This window comes from Pseudophaeobacter profundi (assembly GCF_029697505.1).
GTDB classification, from domain to species: Bacteria; Pseudomonadota; Alphaproteobacteria; order Rhodobacterales; family Rhodobacteraceae; genus Pseudophaeobacter; species Pseudophaeobacter profundi.
This window is the reverse complement of sequence record NZ_JARJEF010000001.1, coordinates 420558-435455: the sequence shown is the minus strand read 5'-3', so window position 1 is coordinate 435455 and position 14898 is coordinate 420558. Positions and strand designations below refer to the sequence as shown.

Below are 14898 nucleotides of genomic sequence, written 5' to 3'. Positions count from 1 at the left end.
CGGGTGATTGTTTTTCTTTCTCAAACGAGTTTATCGCGGTATGACGCGTTCCAGTTGACGGGGCGGTCTGTTCTGCTTGCCTGGCCTAGGCTTATGGCAGCAGAGAGGAGCCCGGATAAGTATTTGCAATTTCAAGGTGATCTATTTTTTTCAGGTTGCAATAGAACGCTAGGATAAGGGGGCGTAATTACGTGTGCCAACCAGATGTTTTCGCAGGATTTCCCCCTGAAGTTCGGTAAAACTTTAGTTGTTGGGTGTATATTAACGATACGGCGCCATTTATGGGCGCAGTGTAACAAGGGGCCAATTTATGCATGGTCTGATCAACAGAGCTATTCAGGCGTTTGTCGTCAGTACCTACGGGGAAGACCGGTGGGCTAGTATTATGGAGTCCGCTGACCTTGGCTTTACAGAGTTTGAAGCCATGCTGTTCTATACGGACGCGCAATCCACCAAGATGCTCAGAGCGCTGGAGCGCTCGCAGGAGCGGCCCCTGTCTGAAATTCTGGAAGATACCGGTACCTTTTTGGTGTCCAACCCCCAGGTTGAAGCCCTGCGCCGTTTGCTTCGGTTTGGCGGGGTAAACTATGTTGAATTCCTGCATTCCTTGGATGATCTGCCTGATCGGGCGCGATTGGCGGTGGCGGATCTGCATCTGCCCGCGCTTGAACTGGTAGAAATCTCTCCGGGGCAGTTTGAATTGATATGCCAGCCTGGCTTGCCTGGATTTGCCTTTGTGCTGATGGGCGTGTTGCGGGCCATGGCAGATGACTACGGTGATCTGGTGATCTTGGACTATCGTGGCACCCAGGATGGCACTGACGAGGGCGCAGAGGTGATTTCGATCACCCTAGTGGAAACCGATTTTGCCGAAGGGCGGACCTTTGATCTGGGGGCACATAGCCTATGATGAATGACGCTGAACTTCTGAAGATCATGGATCTCCTGTGCCCAATGCATGCGGTCGTCGATGCTGCTGGGCGCTTGGTTTCCGTCGGCCCCACATTGAAGAAACTGCGCCCCGATCTAGACTGGTCGGGCAAGCGGTTCTTCCGTATTTTCGACATGACACGCCCGCGCCGGGTGCGTTCGATGGATGACCTGGTCAAGACGGTCGGCACGAAACTGCATCTCCAGTTTCGTGACAGCCCCCAAACCGGCCTGAAAGGCATGTTGATCCCGCTGCCGGATGGGAAGGGCGCGCTGATAAACCTGTCTTTTGGGATTTCAGTGCTTGAGGCGGTGCGCGACTACGATCTGACCAGCGCGGACTTTTCGCCCACGGATCTGACCATCGAAATGCTCTACCTGGTCGAAGCCAAATCTGCCGCGATGGAGGCGTCTCGTCAGTTGAACCTGCGCCTGCAGGGGGCAAAAATTGCTGCCGAGGAACAGGCCTTTACCGATACGCTCACCGGGTTGAAGAACCGGCGCGCCATGGATCACATCCTTGAGCGGCTGATTGGATCGGGCACGGATTTTGCCTTGATGCATGTGGATCTCGACTTCTTCAAAGAGGTCAACGATACGCTGGGCCATGCGGCCGGGGATGCAGTCTTGCAGAGTGTCGCCAGGGTCATGGTAGAATGCACTCGCCAGTCCGATACGGTTGCTCGTGTCGGTGGTGATGAGTTTGTCATTATATTTGAAGGTGTTAATGAGCCAAAAGTTCTTGCAGGGCTGGCGAAGAGACTGATCCGCCTACTGGAAGAGCCAGTGCCCTATGGTGGCAAGATGTGCAAGGTTTCAGCCAGCGCTGGCACCACTTTGTCGACGTGGAATTCTGGCACGGTGGAGGCTGCAGCCATGTTGCATCAGGCTGACCTGGCGCTCTATGCGGCCAAGCGGGCGGGGCGGTCGCAGCATCTCTTTTATGAAGAGGGCATGCAAAAAGGTGACCCAGAAACGGTGGCAAACGGCGTGCACTAGTGGCGAGGCGATGCCCAGGCAGCGCGTCAGATGCAATCCGTTTTAATCTGACAGGTTGCTAGGCTTTGCTGCGCGTTGTCGTGGCCCCGGCTATGGCGCGCCGCGCAGCCCTGCAGGCAGGGGCAAAGCGCAATACAACACTGCTGTTACCGCGTTTATTCTTAATCAGAGTGGGGAAGTGGCAGCCCGTAGGGGAGTCGAACCCCTCTTTTCAGGTTGAAAACCTGACGTCCTAACCGATAGACGAACGGGCCACTGTTTCGTGTGGCTGTATTACTTAGTCATAGCCGGTGGCGCAAGGGGCAATTTTGGTAAATTGGCGTTTTTTCTGCAGCGCGGTAAGTGTTTGAATAAAAGCCATATATGCCAAGAAGCATGGCAAATATCATGCCAGGTGCGCCAGATTGGCATTTTGCTTCAAGGGGGGAACAGTGGCAGCCCGTAGGGGAGTCGAACCCCTCTTTTCAGGTTGAAAACCTGACGTCCTAACCGATAGACGAACGGGCCACTTGCTGTGGAGCGGTGTTTAGTTTCTCTATGCCAAAGCCGCAAGCTAAAAAAGGCATCAAAAGTAAGTTTTTTTGGTGTGGGTAGATTTCTTTCCGTTTAGCCCCCTTTGAGGCAGGATTATTGGGTTTCGGCGGCGTCTTCCAGGCGCAGTTGCGGGCTTTGGCGCCCGCCCCAAGAATTGATTTCAAGCCGACCGGCAAAATGGAATCGCGCCCCGCCATGGTCCAGCAGGCGCGGGCCAAGGGCGGTGTCAAAGGCACCAAAGCAGATCGCATCCAAAGTGCCGCCAACCCCATCCGTCAGCGAAAGCTTCAGGTGGGTCTCGCCGATGCGTTTGGCAAAGCGAATTGCCAGATCGGGAAAGCCGTAGCGCGGTGCCGCAGCACCTGCCCCAAAGGGGCCGGCCTGCTCGATCTGCTCGATCAGATCAATCGTGGCGGCCCCGGGCATCAACATGCCATCCAGCTTCAGATCCGACGGCCCAAGCTGATCCGCGCCCTGTTTCGCCAAAAGGTCGCTCAGCCGTGCCATCGCCGCCTCCAGCTTGTCCTGCGCAAGGGTAAGGCCCGCCGCCATCTTGTGCCCCCCACCTTTCAGCAGCAAATTTTCGGCTGCTGTGCGTTGGATTGCGGCGCCAAGGTCGATACCGCTGACCGACCGGCCAGAGCCCTTGCCCTCGCCATTGTGCAGGCCAATGACCACGGCGGGGCGGCCTGCGGCCTCTTTCAGGCGTGACGCAACGATCCCGACAACACCTGGATGCCAGCCTTCACCGGCGGCCCAGACCAGCGGCGCGTCAAAGCCGCGTGCCTCGGCCTGTTCCATGGCGGCGGCACGCACCGCGTTTTCGATATCCCGCCGTTCGGTATTGAGCTGATCCAGTCGCTCGGCCAGGGCGGCGGCCTCATGCGGGTTGTCCGTCGACAAAAGCCGCGCCCCAAGGTCCGCCTTGCCGATGCGGCCTCCGGCATTGACCCGCGGCCCAAGCAAGAAACCCAGGTGATAGGTCGAGGGGGCGGCATCCATCCGCGAGACATCCGCCAGCGCCACCAGGCCTGGGCGTTGCCTGGCCCCCAGCACCTTCAGCCCCTGACGTACCAGCGCCCGGTTGGCACCAATCAGCGGCGCCACATCCGCCACTGTGGCCAGCGCCACCAGATCCAGCAGGCTCAGCAGGTCCGGCCCTGCCGCAAGTCCCTTTTCGCGGGCCTGGCGGCGCACCTCGACCAGCATCAGGAACACCACGCCAGCAGCGCAGAAATACCCCAGATCACCCGTTTCATCCTGGCGGTTCGGATTCACCACCGCAACGCAGTCAGGCAATGTTTCACCGCCAAGGTGATGGTCCAGCACGATGACATCTGCGCCCTTGGCGGCGGCAATCGGCCCATGCGAAAGGGTGCCACAGTCGACGCAGACGATCAGATCATGGTCCCGTGCCAGGCAAGACATGGCCTCATCATTGGGCCCATAGCCCTCGTCGATGCGATCGGGAATATAGAGCGTGGCCCGCAATCCCATGTCGCGCAGCCAAACCAGCAAGAGCGCAGCAGAGCTGCCGCCATCGACGTCATAATCGGCAAAAATGGCGATGCGCTGTCGCATCTCCACAGCCTGCAGAAAACGGGCGGCTGCCAGTTCCATATCCTTCATATGGCGTGGATCGGGCAGCAATTCTTTCAGCTGCGGCGTCAGAAAGCCGACCGCCTCATGGGCGGGCACGCCGCGCCGGGCCAGGACTTGACACAGCGGCGTCGGCAGGCCGGTCTGCTGTACCATATGTTCCGCCGCGCGCTCCAGATCAATGCCCAGCCCCAGCCAGCGACGCCCAGTCAGCGATGCCTCTACCCCAAGAAAACTCATGGATGGCTCCTCATCCTCGTCTATGAAAAAGGGCCGGACCCGCCTGGATCCAGCCCTTCATTTGGCCAAAAATATCCCCGCCGGAGGCCGTGGCGCAAGCCACTTCTTTGCTGGCGACAGCCACTCTGGACAGACCGCCCAACCTGGCTGCGGTGACGGGCCTGTTTTATCAGGCTTCCAGCGCGTCCACTGGCGTGCGGTATGACATGCGCCGTACCGATCCGGTTTTTGATCGCATCAGCAGGGTGGTGGTTTCCACCCAACCGGGCTGGCGTTTGATTTCCGGCAGCAAAGAGCCACCGGTCACGCCAGTCGCGGCAAAGATCACATCCTGGGTCACCATTTCGTCACGGGTATAGATCCGGTCGAGATCGGTGATGCCTGCCTTGGCGGCGCGGCCTTTTTCGTCCTCGTTGCGGAACAGCAGGCGGCCAAAAATCTGCCCGCCCATGCATTTCAGCGCCGCCGCAGCCAAAACGCCCTCAGGGGCGCCGCCCTGGCCCATATACATGTCGATGCCTGTGATTGCCGATTCGGCGCAGTGCATCACGCCGGCAACATCGCCATCGGTGATCAGCCGGATCGCCGCGCCGGTTTCACGCACTTCGGCGATCATCGCATCATGGCGCGGGCGTTCCAGAATGCAGACGGTGATATCGGCAGGGGCGCAGCCCTTGGCCGCTGCCAGGGCTTCGACCCGCTCACACGGGGACATATCCAGCGAGACAACGCCTTCGGGGTAGCCGGGGCCAATGGCCAGCTTGTCCATATAGGTATCGGGGGCGTGCAGCATCGAGCCGCGCGGCCCCATGGCAATCACGGTCAGCGCGTTGGGCATGTCCTTGGCGGTCAGCGTGGTGCCTTCCAGCGGGTCCAGCGCGATATCCACGCCAGGGCCGGTACCAGAGCCAACCTCTTCGCCGATATACAGCATCGGGGCCTCGTCGCGCTCGCCTTCGCCGATAACCACGACACCTTTGATGTCCAGCAGGTTCAGCTGTTCGCGCATGGCGTTGACGGCGGCCTGATCTGCGGCCTTTTCGTCGCCGCGCCCGATAAGCGAAGCCGAGGCGAGTGCGGCCTGTTCTGCCACTCGGGCAAGGCCAAGTGACAGCATGCGATCATGAAATGGGGCGTCTGTGGTGGTCGAGGTCATACTCAATATCCTGTTACAATCCGGGCGGGTTGCCTGTCGAATACCCCTTTGCGGGGGCGGCGGGCAAGGGATGATAGCGATAGCTAGGGCGGGAAGGCGCGCGTTGTGCCCCGAATGGAGCATTTTTGCGCGCCTTTACTAGGGGATGGGCCGGTTTGCGGCCCAATTGAATGTTTTATGACCTGGTTTTGGATCCAGGCTTTGACAACCAGACGCGCGCGCTGCGAGCCCGGTCAGAGCTCTTCGATGCGCAGGGCGACAGGCGCGCCGTCAACAACGCCGGTCTGGGCAAGGGTCTCGATTGCGACGTCCAGCGTGGCAGAGGTGGTCTTGTGTGTCACGATCAGCACCGGAGCTGTGGTTTCCGCGTGGCCGTATTGGCGCATCCGGTCGATGGAAATCCCTGCATTGCCAAGCGCTGCGGCCACTTTGGCCAGGGCACCGGGTTTGTCCTGCAGCGCCAGACGCAGGTAATAGGGGGCGGGAAGGCCGGTCTGGGCCGCTGGGATTTCCTGCAAAGAGCTGGCTGGCTGACCAAAAGTTGCGATGCGTAGCCCGCGCGCCAGATCGCAGATATCGCCAAGCACAGCGCTGGCGGTGGGGCCTTCACCGGCACCGGGGCCCTGAAGCACCACCTGTTCGATCGCGTCGCCTTCGATGACCACCATATTGGTGCCGCCTTCCAGCTGCCCCAGCGGCGAGTCAGCAGGCACCAGGCAGGGGGTCATGCGCTGTTCCAACCCACGGGGGCTGCGCTGTGCAACGCCCAGCAGCTTGATCCGATAGCCCATGTCGGCGGCATGGCGAATATCGTCGATGGCGATGCGCTGAATGCCCTGAAGTTGCACATCCTCAAAGGCAGGCTTGCTGCCAAAGGCAATAGAGGAGAGCAGCGCCAGCTTGTGGCCGGCATCAATGCCGCCAACATCCAGATTGGGATCGGCTTCCAGATAGCCCAGGCGACCGCATTCTTCGAACAGGGTGTTGTAGCCCTGGCCGGTGGCCTCCATCCGGGTCAGGATATAATTGCAGGTGCCGTTCATCACCCCCATGATCCGGGTGAACTGATTGCCTGCCAGCGCCTCGGTGAGCGTTTTGACAACCGGGATGCCACCGGCGACGGCGGCTTCAAAGCGGATCACCTGGCCGGCTGCCTCGGCCTGTTCTGCCAGCGCCTGGCCGTGGATGGCCAGCAACGCCTTGTTGGCGGTAACCACATCCTTGCCAGAGGCCAGCGCGGCCTCGGTGGCATCTTTGGCGGGGCCGTCGTCGCCGCCCATCAGTTCGACAAAAACGTCAATATCGTCACGCTTGGCCAGGGCGACTGGGTCGCTCTCCCAGGCGTAGCCGGTCAGGGCAACACCGCGGTCCTTGTCGGCATCGCGGGCCGAAACCGCCGTGATCACCACAGGGCGACCGGTGCGCATCTCCAGCATTTCAGCCTGGCGGCGGACGATTTTCACCACCCCCACGCCAACCGTGCCCAAACCTGCAATCCCAAGACGAAGCGGTTTTGTCATAGCCGGAGATCCTTTTCGTATCCATCTGTGTTGACCCGCCTTAGCGGGTTCAGGGAAGGGGTGCAACGGCGCTGGCGGGATAGCTGGGGAAATCAGGTCTCAAGCGGGATATAGACGGCGCAAATAGCGGCGCAAAGCGGGCAAGCCTATGCTGTCAGATCTTCGTTGTTCCTGGAGGGCCTGGTTACTGTGAGGCGCGGCGCAGGGCCTCGGCTCGGCGGTCCAGTCGGTCGCTGCGCGCCTTGAGTGTCTCTTGCAGCTGTTCTGCCGCGTCTTCTGGGGTGGCCTGAGGGGCGATCAGGTCATCTATCGGGCGTAGGGGCGGGTAGGCTGCGGCGCGCAGCTCTGGTGTCAGGCGATTGTTCAGCTCGGGCACGTTGCTGCACCCGGCAAGAGATGCAAGTCCGAGGCTGGCGCCAAGCAGGATCAGGGGCAGGGGGCGATGCATGACATTTTCCTATTGCTTGCCTCTTGATGCACAATCAACCGACAAGGTACAAGCTGGCAGCGTGATTTATCCGCTGCTGCGGCCCACTGAAGTCTGCCTGTCCATTGGGCTGGCCTGACCTTTGAACCGGCCTCAATATTGGGTCCCACCCAATGTCTTTTGGGTCGGAATGCAGCAGGGTCTTTTTTCTGAACAAATGTTCAGTTATCGTGAGGCATGGCACGTACGCAGGGTTCCCATTCTGACATCACCGGCCCGCGCATTCGTAGCGCGGCACTGCGGCTGTTTGCGCAGCATGGCTATGCGGCGGTGTCGATGCGCCAGATCGCCAAAGAGGTCGGTGTACAGGCAGGGGCCTTGTATAATTACACCCCCGACAAGCAAAGCCTGCTGCATTCTCTGATGGATCGGCACATGCGGGAACTGCTGGCGGCCTGGCAGGTCGAGGCGGGCGATGGTGACGCGCTGAGCCAGCTTGAGCGCTTTGTCCGTTTCCACATCCGCTTTCACATGCAGCGCCCGGATGCGGTTTTTATTGCCTATATGGAACTGCGGAATCTGACGGAAGAAAACTTCGCTGCCATTGAAACCCTACGGCGCGCCTATGAATACGCGTTAGAGGCAGTGCTGAAGCAGGGGGTGGCCAGTGGGCAGTTCACCATTCCCGATACCAAGATCGCGACCTTGGCGGTGATTGCCATGCTGAACGGAGTGATGACCTGGTATCGTAGCGGTGGCCGCCTCTCGCTGGAGGAGGTGGAAAGCGTCTATTGGGATATGGTGCGCAAATCGGTCACCGCCTGAACCGGCACATTGCACATGGTGCAAGGGCGAGGCAGCAGCGGCAAGACCGCTGATCTTGCCGCTGCTGCTCTTGCATCAATGTGCGGGGGCGATGAAGGTGCCGTTGCGCAGATCCTTGAAAGCTTGCTGCAGCTCGGCGCGGGTGTTCATCACGATTGGCCCATGCCAGGCTACCGGCTCTTGGATCGGGGCGCCTGAAATCAACAAGAAGCGCAGGCCTTCCGGGCCGGCCTGCACGGTGACCTCATCGCCGGTGCCAAATCGCACCAGGGTCCGGTTGCCAGACATATCCCGGATATTGAGTTCCTGGCCGGCAACCTCTTTTTCCAGCAGCACGCCCTGCGGGATTGCCGCATCGACAAAGGCCCCGGCCCCTTCGAAGACATAGGCAAAGGCGCGCCGGTAGGTGTCGATCTTGAAGGTCTTGGTCACCCCGGCAGGCACCGATATGTCCAGATATTGCGGATCCGCAGCGATGCCATCGACGGGGCCGCGTTTGCCCCAGAACTCGCCGGTGATCACCCGCACATGGGTGCCGTCGTCATCGGTGATTTCGGGGATCTCGCGGGCGGCGACATCCTGATAGCGGGGGGCGCACATCTTCTGGTCAGAGGGCAGATTTCCCCAGAGTTGAAAGCCATGCATCTGGCCCTGCTTGTTACCGCGCGGCATTTCCTGATGCAGGATGCCCGACCCGGCAGTCATCCACTGCACATCGCCAGCGCCCAGGCTGCCGGCATTGCCGAGCGAGTCGCTATGAGAGACCTCGCCGGACAGCACATAGGTGATGGTTTCAATGCCGCGATGCGGATGCCAGGGAAAGCCCTGCTGATAGTCTGCCGGGTCTTCGTTGCGGAAATCGTCAAACAGCAAAAACGGGTCCAGCTCGCTTGGGTCCTGAAAGCCAAAGGCGCGGTGCAGTTTCACGCCTGCCCCTTCGAGTGTGGGTTGGGCCTGACGGGTTTCCAGAATGGGTCTGGGGGATGTGGGGCGAAGCGACATGGGGGTTCTCCTGTACGGGACACTGCCGTTTCTGGGGCAGGGCTGGACTACATCTAGGCCGGGAACCTTTGTTGCAAAACACCCAAGAGACCACCGTTGCTGTGCAGGGATGCACAGACCGTCGGGCCCCGTCCGTGCCTGACTGCCGGCGGGGCTGTTCGTGGTGGCAAAAGCAGGCTATGTCCAACGCAACCAAAGGTCCGGGCAGGACCCGGACGATGGCAGGAGAGCGATAAATGACGGATGAAGTCTTGGTAACAGTAGAGGCCTCGGGGCTGCGCCGGATCATGGGGGTGGCCATGCTGGCGGTGATCGGCGTGACCCTGCTCTATGTGGCGGTTGCAACACCGCCGTCGCTGGCCTGGCTGGTGTTTCTGCTGCTTGTCGGACTGGGGGCGCTTTGGTTGTCGGTGCGGATGTGGCAGGCGACGGCCCACCAGATCGAACTGACCGAAGAGGTGCTGCGCTGCACCGATGGCACCGTGATCGCGCAGGTTGCCGATATTGAAACGATTGATCGCGGCTTTTTTGCCTTCAAGCCATCAAACGGATTTTTGATCCGTACCAGTGCGCCAGGCGCACGGATCTGGCTGCCGGGGCTGTGGTGGCGCGCCGGGCGACGGATTGGCATTGGCGGGGTGACGCCAGGGTCGCAGACCAAGACCATGTCGGAAATTCTGGCGGCGATGATCGCCAAGCGCAGCATGGGACCGCTGTAGGACATACTGCGCTAGAGCGGCTACCGGTTTGCGCATCGAATACATGCGCCATCAAACAGGGAGAGCCAGTCGCACGACAGGAAAGGGGCGTGAGAAGCCTTAATCCAGGGCATCCGAGCCATCATCATGACTGCCGCCCCCACCGTCGTTCTGGTTTTCAAACAGCACCTGCGGTGCAAAGCGGGGGCGGGTGAAGACAAAATTGTTGATGTCCAGGTTCGGCAGTCCAACGCGAAAGGCGGGAACCATCTCGTTGCGGGTTTCCACCAGGATAACGCGTTCCTGATCTGGCATGCTGGGCAGGCTCTCTTCGACGACACTGATGGTATCATCGGTCCATTCCACCAATGAGGTGCCGCGCACCTTGGACCAGTCGACATAGTAGCGGTTATCGTCTTCATTCCAGCGCACCACAGATACGCGCAGGGTGATCTGGGAATCCGAACGGATCAACAGCTTGGCCATTTCATGCATGCTGTCGATATAGGTTTCGTTCAGTTCGGCCGTCTCGCGAGAAATCAAATCCGAGATGGTATAGGCTGCCTTGAGGTTGACGGTTTCCTGCCGGAAGGCATCAAAGAAGGTGTAGATAGCGGTGAAGGCCCATAGCAAGAGTGGCGCGAAGATCACAAATTCGACCGTTACGGTTCCCTCTGCACGGCGGGCAAAGATGCGGAGGCGTTTTGTCAGGAAAGAATGCATGGTCTATCTCGGCTCCTGAACAAAGGCGGATACGGCGATAAGGCTGACCAACCCCTCCGGGTCGTCGTCGACGAGATCCTCGCCCAGGCCCCAGGCTGAAATCATCGGTCTAAAGCGCATGCAGGCGCGGATCAGCATCAGCTCGTTTGACGCTCCATCCTGAGAGAACCCACGTACCGGCAGGATTTCTTCGGGTTTGCTGATGCAGTCAGGCTGCGGGTCGACGCCTTCCCAGTCAAAGGGATCCAGCTGGACCAGTTCCAGCCGCAGCGAGGTTGCGCAATTCTCGGTATAGCCAGACAGTCGGCAGATCTGGTCGCGCACCACATCGTGCTGGGGCGCGGCGCCGGTTGTTAGGCGAATTTCGCGTACCGCGATATCCAGCGCGCGTTCCAGCTGGGATTGGCGCAGAATGACCATGCCCATCTCAACGGTGGAAATTAGGAACATGAAGAACAGCGGCATCAGCAGGACAAACTCGACCGTCACGGTCGCCTCGGAGCCGCTGCGGAAGCGGCGCAGGACGCGGGCTGTTGTTGCGGCGATCATTGTGTCAGCCTCAGCTGGCGGATGGAGGTCGCGATCGAGGCAAAGGCGTCTTTGATCTCCAGCCCATCTACATCAAAATAATGCGCACTGGTGCTGGCACAGTCGCGCAGGACCGCAACGCCGTCACTGGGTGCTTCAAAGCCGATGGTATAGACAATAATCCCTTTGGCCTTGGCGGCGGCGCAGATGTTGCGGGTGCGGGCATTCTTGGTCCCATTGCCGTAGGTGGAATAGATGCCATAGTACCATTTGTTGCGGGCGTCGTAGAAATCCATCCAGTCGTCAAAGATATAGCGGTAAAGGTATTTAAGCGAAGTGCGCGCAAAGAGCTCGCTGTACGTGAGGCTGGCAACAACTGGTGGATTGTCCTGGGGATCTGCGTTTTCTGACATCGTGCGGCAGCTATTGCCGTACCGGTCACAGTCATAAAAGGTATCATTGCCCGTGCCTATGGGGTGGTCTGCCCACTTGGCGCCATAGGGCAGGTGCCAGTAATAGCGACCATAGTATGCATCATAGGTGGAATACACCTTTAGCGAAGCGCTGTTGGTGCCATAGCGGATATCGTCGCGCCCCACGATGGTCGAGAAATAGACACCCGAGGCCCCATCGCGGTGATCGTCGTCGACATAATACTGCGAGGTATTTTGCCCATCGGTCATCAGCACGATAATCTTGATGGTATCTGAATCGGTATAATCTGCTGGCCGGGCGCTGAAATCATTTGGTACCGAAGCGTCCTGTCCCGTTGACAGATTCTGGATGGCAGGGCGGGCGCTGGGGTCCAGCAGGGTGGTGCCCCATTTCATGCCAATATCAATCGAGGTATTGCCGGCCGCCGAGAGGTTGCCAATGAAGGTCTTCAGCACATCAGCGTCTTTTTGCAGCGGCAGAATTTCGCGCGAGGCTCTGTTTTCGCAAACCGGATCCTTGATCAGGCGCGGTGTGCTGTAATAGGTTCGCCTGTCGCGATTGCTCTCGCCCCAGGGGGTGAAATGCATAGAGCGTTTCAATGTCTGGTTGGTGGGAAGCGCCGCCTGATTGAAATCAGACCCCTGAAAATTGATGCAGTTCGAATAGGGGTTTTCACCAACCGTTGAATATTCACCAATTAGATCATCAGGCAGCGACACCTGGGTGGCATAGGGCACAATTGAAATCGACATCTTTCCATCGGTGGTATTGGCCACCATGGTATCAATGAAGTCTTTGGCCGCGATCTTCAGATTGGTAAGGCGGCTGTTTGATCCCATCGAGCCAGAAACATCCAGCACCAGCGAAATCTCCAATCCGTCGATGCTCTCTTCTGCCTTTGAGGCAGCGTAGATCGGCATATCAGCGCCGCCGGAGTATTTTAGCCACTGGGCCTCGAATGTACTGTTGATGGTGGCTTTGACTCGTTTGTAACCCAGCCCGGATTCCACCTCTGGCGGGCTGTAGTGATCACCTAGACCCGCCTTTGTCAGATAGTCCTGAACCACCACGGCAGGGGGCTGGGTCTGGTCAAGGTCGGCCGCAGCCAGCACCGCACGGTCGAGGGTGTATTGCAGAATGGTTCGGTCGCGTTCCAGTCGCATCAGATCCACGCCGATACCGCCGATCGCCAACATCGCCACCAAAAAGGCCATGGTCGGGTAGGCCATGACGCCACTGTCCTGGCGGCGAAAGTCCCGCAATCTGTTGCCGCACTGGTGCAGGGCAACAAGCGGAAGTGCGGTAGCGGTTCTAAAACACTGGTGGGTCATCAACAACAACCTCTTCGCCCCCAAAATAGGGACATAGGAGTGGAACGGGGATGGTACTCTTCATATTTGGTTTGGGAAGATGGCGGAAATTGGGCGTGTCCAAGTCAATTTGGTTTCAATTTACTTAATGTGGGGATGGGTCTGCGACCTGATGACAGCCTCAACGAGGGGGCTGGTTCGAATCAGTGTGGCCCTGGATTTGCCAAAACATAATCGCGCAACCTTCGAATATTGAATAATTTTTAGAATGAAATGGTCAAAAAGGTCGCACTCGTTAAACATCCATGCGTAGAGTTGCGCTAACGATGGGAATGAGTCGTTGGAAGAGTACGGAGAACCGCAAATGAGCAACCTGCAAGAACCAAGTTTCCGTGAGAGTGTTGACCTCATGTTCAATCGGGCCGTCGCCCTGATGGACCTGCCGCCAGGCTTGGAGGAAAAGATTCGGGTTTGCAATGCGACCTATACGGTGCGATTCGGGGTGCGTCTGCGCGGCGAAATGCATACGTTCACTGGCTATCGCTCGGTGCATTCCGAACATATGGAGCCGGTCAAGGGCGGCATCCGTTACGCCATCAACGTGCATCAGGACGAGGTCGAGGCGCTGGCGGCGCTGATGACCTATAAATGTGCTCTGGTCGAAGCGCCGTTTGGGGGCTCCAAAGGGGGCCTGTGCATTGATCCACGCAAATACGAAGAGCATGAGCTGGAGCGCATCACCCGCCGCTTTGCCTATGAGCTGGCCAAGCGCGACCTGATCCACCCCTCTCAGAACGTGCCTGCGCCCGATATGGGCACGGGCGAGCGTGAAATGGCCTGGATTGCGGACCAGTATGCGCGCATGAACACCACCGATATCAACGCCCGCGCCTGTGTCACTGGTAAACCGTTGAACGCGGGCGGCATCGCCGGCCGGGTAGAGGCAACAGGACGCGGCGTGCAATATGCCCTGCGTGAATTCTTCCGCCATCCCGAAGATATCGCCAAGGCGGGGCTTGAGGGCAAGCTGAAGGGCAAGCGCATCATCGTGCAGGGGCTTGGCAATGTGGGGTATCACGCCGCCAAGTTCCTTAGCGAAGAAGATGGCGCGCTGATTACCGGCATCATCGAGCGTGATGGTAGCCTGTATCGTGCCGAAGGTCTTGATGTCGAGGCAGTGCATAACTGGATCGCCAAGCACGGTGGTATTTCCGGCTACCCGGACGCCAAGCTGTCAGAGGACGGCGCTGAGCTTTTGGAGCACGAGTGCGACATCCTGATCCCAGCGGCGCTGGAAGGGGTGATCAACCTGACCAACGCCAATCGTGTGCAGGCCCCCTTGATCATCGAGGCCGCCAATGGCCCTGTGACTGCGGGCGCTGACGAGATCCTGCGCGAAAAGGGGACGGTGATTATTCCGGATATGTATGCCAATGCCGGTGGTGTGACTGTTTCCTACTTCGAGTGGGTAAAGAACCTGAGCCATATCCGTTTTGGCCGCATGCAGCGTCGCCAGGAAGAGGCGCGTCACCAGCTGGTGGTGGATGAGCTGGAGGCCATTTCGGAGAGCATGGGCAATAAATGGAGCCTGAGCGACAACTTCAAGCAAAAGTACCTGCGCGGTGCTGATGAGCTGGAGTTGGTACGCTCGGGGCTCGATGACACCATGCGGATTGCCTATCAGTCAATGCGCGAGGTTTGGCATGACCGGGACGATGTGACCGATCTGCGCACCGCCGCCTATCTGGTCTCGATCACCAAGGTGGCCGCCAGCTACCGGGCCAAAGGACTTTGAGGTCAGCCGGTCTGGCCTAGGTCGAAATCATCATGACGAAAAGCGGCGCGCCAATGGTGCGCCGCTTTTTTGTCTTGGTTTAGCGCGCTGCGCTGTGCCGTCTGCCTGCGGGGCTGGCCTGTTCTGTTTGTCTCTTTTGGTGGGCAATCACTACTGGACATAAGTGCCCATTATGGG

The 14898-nt window shown here is 59.0% G+C and carries 13 protein-coding genes and 2 tRNA genes; 5 read left to right on the top strand and 10 right to left on the bottom strand.

All coding sequences use genetic code 11. The annotated features are described in order from the left end of the window. Positions 1-310 precede the first annotated feature (310 nt). Complete coding sequence (locus P2081_RS02040; RefSeq protein ID WP_278921198.1) at positions 311-910, top strand: heme NO-binding domain-containing protein; 600 nt, start codon at positions 311-313, stop codon at positions 908-910. Continuing rightward, positions 907-1929, top strand: a complete 1023-nt coding sequence (locus P2081_RS02035) for a GGDEF domain-containing protein (protein WP_278921197.1) — start codon at positions 907-909, stop codon at positions 1927-1929. The genes P2081_RS02040 and P2081_RS02035 overlap by 4 nt, the downstream gene beginning before the upstream one ends. Positions 1930-2108: 179 nt before the next feature. On the opposite strand, the gene P2081_RS02030 is transcribed toward P2081_RS02035, so the two are convergent. The 6 genes from P2081_RS02030 to P2081_RS02005 all read right to left on the bottom strand — a co-directional run bounded on the left by P2081_RS02030 (position 2109) and on the right by P2081_RS02005 (position 7426). Then, a tRNA-Glu gene (locus P2081_RS02030) sits at positions 2109-2183 on the bottom strand. A 178-nt stretch (positions 2184-2361) separates the two neighbouring features. After that, positions 2362-2436, bottom strand: a tRNA-Glu gene (locus P2081_RS02025). A 120-nt stretch (positions 2437-2556) separates the two neighbouring features. Next, positions 2557-4302 carry a single-stranded-DNA-specific exonuclease RecJ gene (gene recJ, locus P2081_RS02020; RefSeq protein ID WP_278921196.1) on the bottom strand — a complete coding sequence of 582 codons (1746 nt, stop codon included), beginning with the start codon at positions 4300-4302 and terminating at the stop codon, positions 2557-2559. A 169-nt stretch (positions 4303-4471) separates the two neighbouring features. After that, positions 4472-5458 (bottom strand): class II fructose-bisphosphatase, encoded by a 987-nt coding sequence (glpX, locus tag P2081_RS02015; RefSeq protein WP_278921195.1) that lies wholly within the window; start codon positions 5456-5458, stop codon positions 4472-4474. Positions 5459-5691: 233 nt separating this feature from the next. Further along, positions 5692-6978, bottom strand: coding sequence for a homoserine dehydrogenase (locus tag P2081_RS02010; protein ID WP_278921194.1), 1287 nt, complete (start codon positions 6976-6978; stop codon positions 5692-5694). Between the two features lie 184 nt (positions 6979-7162). Continuing rightward, complete coding sequence (locus P2081_RS02005; RefSeq protein ID WP_278921193.1) at positions 7163-7426, bottom strand: hypothetical protein; 264 nt, start codon at positions 7424-7426, stop codon at positions 7163-7165. 216 nt (positions 7427-7642) lie between these two features. On the opposite strand from P2081_RS02005, the gene P2081_RS02000 reads away from it, so the two are divergent. Next, positions 7643-8230 carry a TetR/AcrR family transcriptional regulator gene (locus P2081_RS02000; protein WP_278921192.1) on the top strand — a complete coding sequence of 196 codons (588 nt, stop codon included), beginning with the start codon at positions 7643-7645 and terminating at the stop codon, positions 8228-8230. Positions 8231-8305: 75 nt separating this feature from the next. On the opposite strand, the gene P2081_RS01995 is transcribed toward P2081_RS02000, so the two are convergent. Continuing rightward, complete coding sequence (locus P2081_RS01995; protein WP_278921191.1) at positions 8306-9232, bottom strand: pirin family protein; 927 nt, start codon at positions 9230-9232, stop codon at positions 8306-8308. Between the two features lie 236 nt (positions 9233-9468). Between P2081_RS01995 and P2081_RS01990 the strand changes: the two genes are divergently transcribed. Next, positions 9469-9951 carry a hypothetical protein gene (locus P2081_RS01990; RefSeq protein WP_278921190.1) on the top strand — a complete coding sequence of 161 codons (483 nt, stop codon included), beginning with the start codon at positions 9469-9471 and terminating at the stop codon, positions 9949-9951. Between the two features lie 99 nt (positions 9952-10050). On the opposite strand, the gene P2081_RS01985 is transcribed toward P2081_RS01990, so the two are convergent. From P2081_RS01985 to P2081_RS01975, 3 genes are read right to left on the bottom strand one after another with little or no spacing between them, the layout of a single operon-like run. Further along, positions 10051-10653 (bottom strand): TadE/TadG family type IV pilus assembly protein, encoded by a 603-nt coding sequence (locus tag P2081_RS01985; RefSeq protein WP_278921189.1) that lies wholly within the window; start codon positions 10651-10653, stop codon positions 10051-10053. Positions 10654-10656: 3 nt separating this feature from the next. Then, positions 10657-11202: a TadE/TadG family type IV pilus assembly protein gene (locus P2081_RS01980; protein ID WP_278921188.1), complete on the bottom strand. Its 546-nt coding sequence runs from the start codon at positions 11200-11202 to the stop codon at positions 10657-10659. Further along, complete coding sequence (locus tag P2081_RS01975) at positions 11199-12845, bottom strand: pilus assembly protein TadG-related protein (RefSeq protein ID WP_278921187.1); 1647 nt, start codon at positions 12843-12845, stop codon at positions 11199-11201. The genes P2081_RS01980 and P2081_RS01975 overlap by 4 nt, the downstream gene beginning before the upstream one ends. Before the next feature lie 445 nt (positions 12846-13290). Here P2081_RS01975 and P2081_RS01970 point away from each other — a divergent pair, with 445 nt between their 5' ends. Further along, positions 13291-14721 carry a Glu/Leu/Phe/Val family dehydrogenase gene (locus tag P2081_RS01970; RefSeq protein ID WP_278921186.1) on the top strand — a complete coding sequence of 477 codons (1431 nt, stop codon included), beginning with the start codon at positions 13291-13293 and terminating at the stop codon, positions 14719-14721. The last annotated feature ends 177 nt before the right edge of the window (positions 14722-14898 follow it).